Origin of the sequence: Xenophilus sp. (genome assembly GCF_044462705.1) — a bacterium.
Lineage (GTDB): Bacteria > Pseudomonadota > Gammaproteobacteria > Burkholderiales > Burkholderiaceae_C > Xenophilus > Xenophilus azovorans.
In genome coordinates this window covers 10,133-18,743 of record NZ_JBIQNC010000073.1, presented here as the reverse complement: position 1 = coordinate 18,743, position 8,611 = coordinate 10,133, and the positions used below count along the sequence as shown (strand labels likewise).

9 protein-coding genes are annotated in these 8,611 nt (G+C 73.6%); 3 read left to right on the top strand and 6 right to left on the bottom strand.

What is annotated here, in order from left to right; all coding sequences use genetic code 11:
- Positions 1 to 177: 177 nt before the first annotated feature.
- From ACIY1X_RS12815 to ACIY1X_RS12800, 4 genes are all read right to left on the bottom strand, one after another.
- Entirely contained in the window at positions 178 to 894 is a 717-nt protein-coding gene (locus tag ACIY1X_RS12815) for an ABC transporter ATP-binding protein (RefSeq protein ID WP_399680967.1), read from the bottom strand.
- 26 nt (positions 895 to 920) lie between these two features.
- Positions 921 to 2,606: an iron ABC transporter permease gene (locus ACIY1X_RS12810; protein ID WP_038206292.1), complete on the bottom strand. Its 1,686-nt coding sequence runs from the start codon at positions 2,604 to 2,606 to the stop codon at positions 921 to 923.
- A gap of 22 nt (positions 2,607 to 2,628) precedes the next feature.
- Positions 2,629 to 3,684 (bottom strand): Fe(3+) ABC transporter substrate-binding protein, encoded by a 1,056-nt coding sequence (locus ACIY1X_RS12805; RefSeq protein WP_399680965.1) that lies wholly within the window; start codon positions 3,682 to 3,684, stop codon positions 2,629 to 2,631.
- A 138-nt stretch (positions 3,685 to 3,822) separates the two neighbouring features.
- On the bottom strand, positions 3,823 to 4,368 hold the full coding sequence (locus tag ACIY1X_RS12800; protein ID WP_399680964.1) for a PaaI family thioesterase: 546 nt from the start codon (positions 4,366 to 4,368) through the stop codon (positions 3,823 to 3,825).
- Between the two features lie 54 nt (positions 4,369 to 4,422).
- On the opposite strand from ACIY1X_RS12800, the gene ACIY1X_RS12795 reads away from it, so the two are divergent.
- The 3 genes from ACIY1X_RS12795 to ACIY1X_RS12785 are packed head-to-tail and all read left to right on the top strand — an operon-like array spanning position 4,423 to position 7,531.
- Positions 4,423 to 4,887 (top strand): MarR family winged helix-turn-helix transcriptional regulator, encoded by a 465-nt coding sequence (locus ACIY1X_RS12795; RefSeq protein WP_399680963.1) that lies wholly within the window; start codon positions 4,423 to 4,425, stop codon positions 4,885 to 4,887.
- Positions 4,880 to 6,130, top strand: coding sequence for an MFS transporter (locus ACIY1X_RS12790; RefSeq protein ID WP_399680962.1), 1,251 nt, complete (start codon positions 4,880 to 4,882; stop codon positions 6,128 to 6,130). The genes ACIY1X_RS12795 and ACIY1X_RS12790 overlap by 8 nt, the downstream gene beginning before the upstream one ends.
- A 9-nt stretch (positions 6,131 to 6,139) precedes the next feature.
- Complete coding sequence (locus ACIY1X_RS12785; protein WP_399680960.1) at positions 6,140 to 7,531, top strand: MATE family efflux transporter; 1,392 nt, start codon at positions 6,140 to 6,142, stop codon at positions 7,529 to 7,531.
- Between the two features lie 81 nt (positions 7,532 to 7,612).
- Here the strand turns inward: ACIY1X_RS12785 and ACIY1X_RS12780 are convergent, their stop codons facing one another.
- Positions 7,613 to 7,918 carry a hypothetical protein gene (locus ACIY1X_RS12780; RefSeq protein ID WP_399680958.1) on the bottom strand — a complete coding sequence of 102 codons (306 nt, stop codon included), beginning with the start codon at positions 7,916 to 7,918 and terminating at the stop codon, positions 7,613 to 7,615.
- A 96-nt stretch (positions 7,919 to 8,014) separates the two neighbouring features.
- Positions 8,015 to 8,611, bottom strand: a 597-nt coding sequence (locus tag ACIY1X_RS12775) for an aldolase (protein ID WP_399680957.1), incomplete at its 5' end; no start/stop codon positions are given.

Sequence of the window (8,611 nt, the reverse complement as noted above, 5' to 3'; positions counted from 1 at the left end):
GAGCGCTGCAGGTCGCCGACGCGCAGCATGGTGTGCAGGAGTCGCATGGGGCTTTTCTTTCTCTTTTCCGGGAAGCAAAGCCGCCATTGTCGACATCTCTCAAGAAAGCGCCGGGCCGCTCAAGCTTTCTTGCCCCCCTCGGGGGGCGGGCTGGGCGCAGCCCGGCCCTGGGGGCGCTCAGTCTTGTGTTGCCGTCCAGTCCTTCAATCGCCCGCCGTGCATGACGCCGACGAAGTCGGCCATCGCCCGCGCCTCGGCGGCGTTGTGGGTCACCAGCACGGCGGTCTGGCCGGCGGCGCGCAGGATGTCGCGCACCTCGGCCGTCAGGCGCTCGCGGGTGGCGCCGTCCAGGTTGGAGAAAGGCTCGTCCAGCAGGATCAGCGCCGGCGCCGGCGCCAGTGCGCGCGCCAGCGCGATGCGCTGCTGCTGCCCGCCCGACAGCTCGTGCGGGTAGCGCCCCGCCATGTCGCCCAGGCCCACCAGCGCCAGCATCTCGCGCACCCGCTGCCGGCGCGCAGCGCGCGGCAGGCGCCGCAGGCCGAAGCCGACGTTGCCGGCCGCGTCGAGGTGCGGGAAGAGGGCATATTCCTGGAACATCAGGCCCACCTGCCGCGCCTCCGGCGGCACGTGCACGGTGGGCGAGGAGACGAGCCGCTCGCCGACGTGGATCTCGCCCTCGCGGACCGGCTCGAAGCCGGCGATGGCGCGCAGCACGGTGCTCTTGCCGCAGCCGGAGGGGCCGAGCAGGCAGCCGATGCGGCCGGCGGGCAGGGCGAGGTCGAAACCGTCGACCACCGTGTGCGGGCCGCGCGGCGTGTCGTAGGCCAGGCGCAGGCGCGCGATGCGCAGGTCGGCGGGCGCGGTGCGGGCGTCTGGCGGGAGAGGGGGGCTCATCGATGGGATCGGGCGGGCAAGGAGGGTCACTCGGGCGCGGGCAGCGCGTCCACGTGCGGCAGGGCGAGTTGCGTGCGCGCCAGCCAGGCCACGGGCAGCAGGCCGGCGACCACGATGGCCAGCGCGGCGATCGCGCCCTCCTCGTAGGTGCCGCGCGCGGCCTCGGCATACAGCCAGGTGGCCAGGGTGTCGAAGTTGGCGGGGCGCAGCAGCAGCGTGGCGGGCAGCTCCTTCATCGCGTCGACGAAGACCAGCAGCGCGCTGGCGGCCAGCGCCGGGCGCAGCAGCGGCAGGTGCACGCGGCGCAGCGCGCCCAGCGGCGTCTCGCCCAGCGAGCGGGCGGCCTGCTCCAGCGCGGGCGGGATGCGCGCCAGGCCGGCCTCGATGCCGCCCACCGGCATCGCCAGGAAGCGGATGGCGCAGGCGGCCACCAGCACCACGCCGGCGGCCATCAGCGGCAGGCCGGGCAGGCCGAGGCTGCGCGCGAGCAGGGCGTCCAGGCCCAGCGCCGGCGTGAGCAGGCCGATGGCCAGCACCGTGCCCGGCAGCGCATAGCCCAGGCTGGCCAGGCGCGCCGGCCAGCGCGGCGTGCGCACGGTGCTGGCGGTGTGGCGCACGGCCCAGGCCACCACCAGCCCGGCCAGCACCGCCGCCACCGTGACGCCCAGGGCCAGGGTGATGGTGTTCGCCAGGCTGGCCACCAGGCCGGCCGAGACGCCGCCGCCCAGGCTGAGGCGCTTGTAGCTTTCCCAGGCCAGGTAGGCGGCCGGCGCGGCGAAGCCCAGCAGCACCGGCAGCCAGCCCAGCGCGCAGGCGCCCCAGGCCGCGGCGCCCTGCAGCGGGCGGGGGCGGATGGCGCGCATGCGCTGCGCCGAGCCGAAGCGCTGGTGGCGCCGGCCGTGCTGCTCCAGCAGCACCAGCATCACCACCACCGCCAGCATGGCGCAGGCGATCTGCGCCGCGCCGGCCAGGTCGGAACGGGTGATCCAGGTGGTGTAGACGGCCACCGTGAGCGTGTTGACGCCGAGGAACTCGGAGGCGCCGATGTCGTTGAGCGTCTCCAGCAGCGCCAGGCTCACGCCCACCGCCAGCGCGGGCCGCGCCAGCGGCAGGGCGACGCGGCGGAAGGCGCCCCAGCGCGTCTCGCCCAGCGAGCGCGCCGCTTCGAGCAGGTGCGCGGGCTGGGTCATGAACATCGCCCGCGCCGTCATGTAGACGTAGGGGTAGAGCACCAGGCCCAGCACGAAGATGGCGCCGGCCATCGTGCGCAGGTCGGGCAGGCGCCACTGGCGCGGGCTGTCGTAGCCCAGCATCCAGCGCAGCACGCCCTGCACGGGGCCCAGCGGGTGCAGCAGGTCGAGGTAGGCGAAGGCGACGATGTAGGTCGGCATCGCCAGCGGCAGCAGCAGCGCCCAGTGCAGCACGCGCCGCGTCGGGAAATCGCAGGCGGTCACCAGCCAGGCGCAGCCGGTGCCGATGACCAGCACCATCGCGCCCACGCCGGCCAGCAGCACGGCGGTGTTGAGCGCCGCCGAGGGCAGCACGTGCGCCAGCAGGTGAGTCCAGTGCGCCAGGCTGCTGCCCGCGGCCAGCCAGGCCAGCGAGAGCACGGGCGCGAGCACGCCCAGCGCGATCAGCACCGACGCGCCGCGCCACAGCGGGCCGACCGGCCGCAGCCCGGCCGGCAGGCGGGATGCCAGCGGGCCAGGCATCAACCGGCCGTCGCTCGCCGCATCACTTGTCGAAGCCGACCTTGTCGACCAGCGCGCTGGCCTGCTTGCGGTGCTTGGCGATCTCGGTCAGGGGCAGCGGGTCGACCTTCAGCTCGCCGATGGCCTGGCCGATGATCGGGTCGAGCGGCACGCCCTTGCGCACCGGGTACTCGTAGTTGGCCTGCGCGTACATGCGCTGCGCCGGCTCGGAGACCAGGAACTCCAGCAGCTTGACGGCGTTGGCGCGCTGCGGCGCGTGCTTGGCCACCGAGGCGCCGCTGATGTTGACGTGCGTGCCGCTGCCCGGGTTGTCGAAGGTTGGGCGGATGACCTTGATCGCGTCGCCCCACTTGCGTGCGTCGCTGCCTTCCTTGGACGCCTTCATCTGGCCGACGTAGTAGGAGTTGGCCACGCCGATGTCGCAGATGCCGCCGAGGATGTCGCGCGCCACGTCGCGGTCGCCGCCGGTGGCCTTGCGGCCCAGGTTGGCCTTCACGCCCTGCAGCCACTGCTCGGTCTTGGCCTCGCCGTCATGGGCGATCATGGCCGCGATCAGCGCCGTGTTGTAGGGATGCTGGCCGGCGCGGATGCAGACCTTCTGCTTCCACTTCGGCTGGGCCAGGTCCTCGTAGCGGAAGCTGGTGAGCTTCAGGTCCTTGGCGGCGTACAGCACGCGTGCGCGCATCGACAGGGCGAACCACTGGCCGTCGGCGCCGCGCAGGTTGGCGGGGATGGCCGACTCCAGCGCCGCCGACTTCACCGGCTGCGTCACGCCGCCTTCCACCAGGTCCAGCAGGTTGCCCACGTCCACCGTCATCAGCACGTCGGCGGGCGAGCGGGTGCCCTCGGCCTGCACGCGCTCGAGCAGGCCGTCCTTGACGAACACCGTGTTCACCTTGATCTGCGTCTGCGCCGAGAAGGCCGACAGCAGCGGCTGGATCAGGCCCGGCTCGCGCGTCGTGTAGAGCGTGAGTTCGCCCTGGGCGAAGGCGGGCAGCGCGGCGGCGCCGAGGGCGAAGGCAGCAGCCAGGGGCGCCAGGCGCAGGGCGCCGGCACGGCGCTGAAGGGATCGGGACATGGAACTCCTCCGGGGACTTGGAAATGGAACCGTTCCGCCGCCAGCCGGCGGCGGGGGATGCGAACGATTATCAGCGTGATTGCTGGTCGTCCCGGCCAATTCCCCGGGTTGCGTGGTGGTAGCGGCCGCCCCGGGGCGTCAGCGCGCCGCCGGCACCTCGAACACCAGGCAGGTGGTGGTGGCGTGAGCGTAGAGCGTGCCGTCCGGCCCCACCAGCCGCGCCTCGGCGGTGGCGAGCTGGCGGCCGCAGTGGATCACCGTGCCGATGGCGCGCACGCGCTGCACCTTGGGCGTGATGGCCTTGACCATGTTCACGCCCAGTTCGGCCGTGGTGTAGGCGCGGCCCGGCGGCATCAGGGTGTGGACGGCGCAGCCCAGGGCCGAGTCCAGCAGCGTGGCGAACCAGCCGCCGTGCACCGTGCCCAGCGGGTTGAGGTGGCGCTGCAGCGGCATGCCCTGGAACACGGCGCGGCCCGGGGCGACCTCGATGACGGTGAAGTCCAGCGTCCGGGCGATCTCGGCGTAGGGCAGGGCGCCGTCGACGATGCCCTGCATGATCTCCAGCCCCGTCTTGCCGGCGATCTGCTCCGGCCGGGCCACGCCGGGGCCGGGGCCGGCGTCGAGCCGTTCCAGGATGCGGGCCTCTTCCGCCAGCCAGCGTTCCAGTTCGTTCGTCTGCGTCATGTGCGCGCGCTCCTTGTGTTGCATATGCAATTATTGCAGCTACAATCATATGCCATGAACACCGCCGTCCGCCCGCAGGGCTGCACCAACTTCAAGCTGCGCCAGCTGATGCGCCGCATCGCGCGCCACTACGACGCCGAGCTGGCGCGCACCGGCCTGAAGACCACGCAGTACTCGCTGCTCTCGCACGTGCTGCACCTGGGCCCGCTGCGCCCGGTGGATCTGGCGCGCGAGATGGGCCTGACCCCCTCGACCCTCACGCGCAACCTGCAGCCCATGCTGGCGGCCGGCTGGCTGGAGATGGCCGAGGGCCCCGACGCGCGCAGCCGGCTTGTGAGCATCACCCAGGCCGGGCGCGACAAGCGCAGCGAGGCGCAGCGCCGCTGGCGCGCCGCGCAGGAGGGGCTGAACGCGCTGCTGGGCATCGAGCGCGTGGCCACGCTGCATGCGCTCATCGACGACAGCCTGGCGCTGCTGACCGCCGGCGACGAGGAACCACAGGAAGAACACGATGCATGACGCCGCCACCCCCGCGAAGCCCGCCGCCCTGCCGGCCCTGTGGCTGGTGCTGCTGGCCGCGGCCGGCGCCTTCGCCCTGACCATGGGCGTGCGCCAGACGATGGGCCTGTACCTCTCGCCGCTGAACACCGCCACGCAGCTGGGCCTGGGCAGCATCAGCCTGGCCTTCGCCTTCGGCCAGTTGTGGTGGGGCCTGACGCAGCCCTTCGCCGGCGCGGTGGCCGACCGCATCGGCGCCGGCCGCACCGTGCTGCTCGGCGTGGCGCTGGTGGCGCTGGGCACGATCATCACGCCGCTGATGACGAGCACCGCCGGCCTCATCCTGGCCGTCGGCGTGCTGGCGGCGGGCGGCGCCGGGATGGCCGGCCCCTCGGTGCTGATGGGCGCCGTCACCCGGCTGGTGCCGCCCGAACGGCGCGGGCTGGCCACCGGCGTGGTCAATGCGGGCGGCTCCTTCGGCCAGTTCGCCATGGCGCCCATCGCCGTCGGCCTGACCGCCGCCGTGGGCTGGGCCGCCTCCATGCAGTGGCTGGGTGTGATCGTGCTGCTGGCGCTGCCGGCGGCCTGGGTGCTGCGCGGCAATGCGCGCGCCCTCGCGGCGCAGGCGGGCGGCGCGGCAGGCGCCGCGGCGCTGTCGGCGCGCGAGGCCATCGCGCAGGCGCTGGCGACGCCGAGCTACCGGTACCTCTCGGCCGGCTTCTTCGTCTGCGGCTTCCACGTCGCCTTTCTGGCCACGCACCTGCCGGGCGTGATCGCCGCCTGCGGGCTGCCTCAGGAGGTGGGCGGCTGGGCGCTGGCGATGATCGGCCTGTTCAACATCGTCGGCAGCCTGCTGATGGGCTGGGCCGTGGGGCGCTGGCGCATGAAGTCGCTGCTGGCCTGGGTCTACGCGACGCGCGCCGCGGCGGTGCTGCTGTTCCTGCTGCTGCCCAAGACGACGGCGGTGGTGCTGGTGTTCTCGGCGGTGATGGGCGTGAGCTTCCTTTCCACCGTGCCGCCGACGGCCGGGCTGGTGGCCAAGATGTTCGGCCCCGCCAACATGGCGATGCTGTTCGGCATCGTGATGCTGGCGCACCAGGTGGGCGGCTTCCTCGGCGCCTTCCTGGGCGGCTACGTGTTCCAGGCCACGGGCAGCTACGACTGGGTGTGGTACCTGGACATCGTGCTGGCCGTGGGCGCGGCGCTGGTGAACCTGCCGATCCGCGAGGCGCCGCCGCGCCTGCGGGCCGCGCAGACCGCCTGAACGCCGGCCATGGATCCCCGCACCCGCGCGCTGCTCGAAGCGCCCATCGTGCCGACGCTGCTGCGCCTGGCGCTGCCCAACATCGCGGTGATGGCGGCGCAGGCCAGCATCGGCCTGGTGGAGACCTACTTCGTCGGCCGGCTGGGCACCGACGCGCTGGCCGGCATGGCGCTGGTCTTCCCGCTGGTGATGCTGATGCAGATGAGCTCAGCCGGCGCGATGGGCGGCGGCATGGCCTCGGCCGTGGCCCGTGCGCTGGGTGCCGGCCGCCAGGCCGACGCGCAGGTGGTGGTGTGGCAGTCGGTCGCCATCGCGCTGGGCTGCGGGCTCGCGTCCACCGCGCTGATGTGGGCCGGCGGGCGCTGGCTGTACGGGCACATGGGCGGCAGCGGCGCGTCGCTGGAGGCGGCGCTGACGTACTCGCACTGGATCTTCGGCGGGGCCGTGCTGGTGTGGCTGTTCAACGCGCTGGCGGCGGTGGTGCGCGGCACCGGCAACATGGCGCTGCCGGCGCTGGTGACGGTGGCGGGCGTGGTGGTGGCGGTGCCGCTGTCGCCGCTGCTGATCTTCGGCGGCGGGCCGGTGCCCGCGCTGGGCATCGCCGGCGGCGCGCTGGCGATGCTGCTGTACTACCTGGGCGGCTGCATCGCGCTGGCGCTGTACCTGCGCTCGCCGGCCAGCCTGCTGCGTCCGCGCTGGCGCCAGGCGCGGCTGGCGTGGCCGCTGATGCGCGACATCCTGCGCGTCGGGCTGCTGGGCGCCGTGTCCACCGCGGCCACCAACCTGAGCATCGGCATCGCCACGGCGCTGGCGGGGCGCTGGGGCGCGGGCGCGATCGCCGGCTACGGCACGGCGGCGCGGCTGGAGTACCTGCTGGTGCCGCTGGTGTTCGGCCTGGGTGCGCCGCTGCTGGCGATGGTGGGCACCAGCATGGGCGCCGGCCGACCGGAGCGCGCGCTGCGCGCGGCCTGGGCCGGCGCGGCGCTGGCCTTCGGGATGACCAGCGCCATCGGCGTCGCCGCGGCGCTGTTCCCGACGGCGTGGCTGCGCTTGTTCGGCAGCGACCCGGCCATGCTGGAGGCGGGCAGCCTGTACCTGCGCAGCGTCGGGCCGCTGTACGGCTTCTTCGGGCTGGGGCTGGTGCTGTACTTCGCCTCGCAGGGCGCGGGGCGGCTGCTGTGGGCGGTGCTGGGCAACGTGCTGCGGCTGGCCGTGGCCGGCGTGGGCGGCTGGCTGGCGCTGCGCTGGGGCGGCGAGCTGTCGCACGTGTTCGCCGCGCAGGCGGCGGCGCTGGGGGTCTACGGCCTGTTCATCGCCGCCGCCGTCGCGGGCGGTGCGTGGTTCGGGCGGCCGGGCTGGCCGCGCACGCCGGCGGCACTGGTGCGCCGGCGCGCGGCCTGAAGTCACAAGAAAACGCCGGGCCGCCCCAAGTTTTCTTGCCCCCCTCGGGGGGCGGGCCGGGCGCAGTCCGGCCCTGGGGGCTCAGTAACGGTAGGGGTTGTTCGGCCGGCGGTCGTAGCGGTTGGGCACGCCGTCGCGGTCGTTGTCGCGCCAGCCGTGGCGGCGGTGGTGGTCGCGGTAGTAGTGGTGGCGCGGACCGTGGCCGTAGTAGGGCGGCGCGACGTAGCGCGGCGGCGGCGCCGGGCGGTAGTAGTGCGGCGGTGGCGGCGGCGCGACGTACACCTGGGCGCGCACGTGAGGGCCGCCGTGCGCATGAGCCGGTGCGGCAACCAGTGCGCCGAGCGCCAGCATCGCAGCCGCGCCGAGGGTGATGGAAAGGGTCTTCATGGCCTGCTCCTTCGTCTGTCGTCTGAGGTGTTCCCATGGTCCGGCGGCCATGTGAACGCATTGCAAACCGGGTGCGAAGGCAGGTGAAGAATGTCATCAGCGCCGCGGCGGCGGCAACAGGCGGCGCAGCGCCTCGAAGAACAGGTCGGACTGCTCGCGCTCGCCCTGGATCTGCGCCGCCACGTGCGCGGCCAGCTTCGCGTCCACCGGCACCAGCGGGCGGCCGGTGCTCTGCGCCAGCACCTGGTGCAGGCAGGCGCGCTCCAGGTAGTACAGGTCGTCGTAGGCCCAGGCCACGCTGAGGCCGGCCACGATCACGCCGTGGTTGGCCAGGAAGATGATGTCCTTGCCCGCGTTCTCGCCGGCCATGGCGCCGGCGATGCGCTCGCCCTCGGCGTCGTCCAGCGCCAGGCCGTTGTAGACGCGGTCCACCGCCAGGCGGTTCATGAAGCGCATCGCGTTCTGGCTCAGCGTGGGGTCGAGCGCGCCGTCCTGCGTGAGCGTGAGCGCGGTGGCGTAGGGCATGTGGCAATGCAGCACCACGGCGCGGCCCGTCAGGCGGTGCACGGCGCCGTGGATGAACAGCGCCGTCGGCTCGACGCGGTGGCGGCCGGCCAGCACGTTGCCGTGCACGTCGATGAGCACGATGTCGTCGGGGCCGACCTCGCTCCAGTGCAGGCCGCGCGGGTTGAT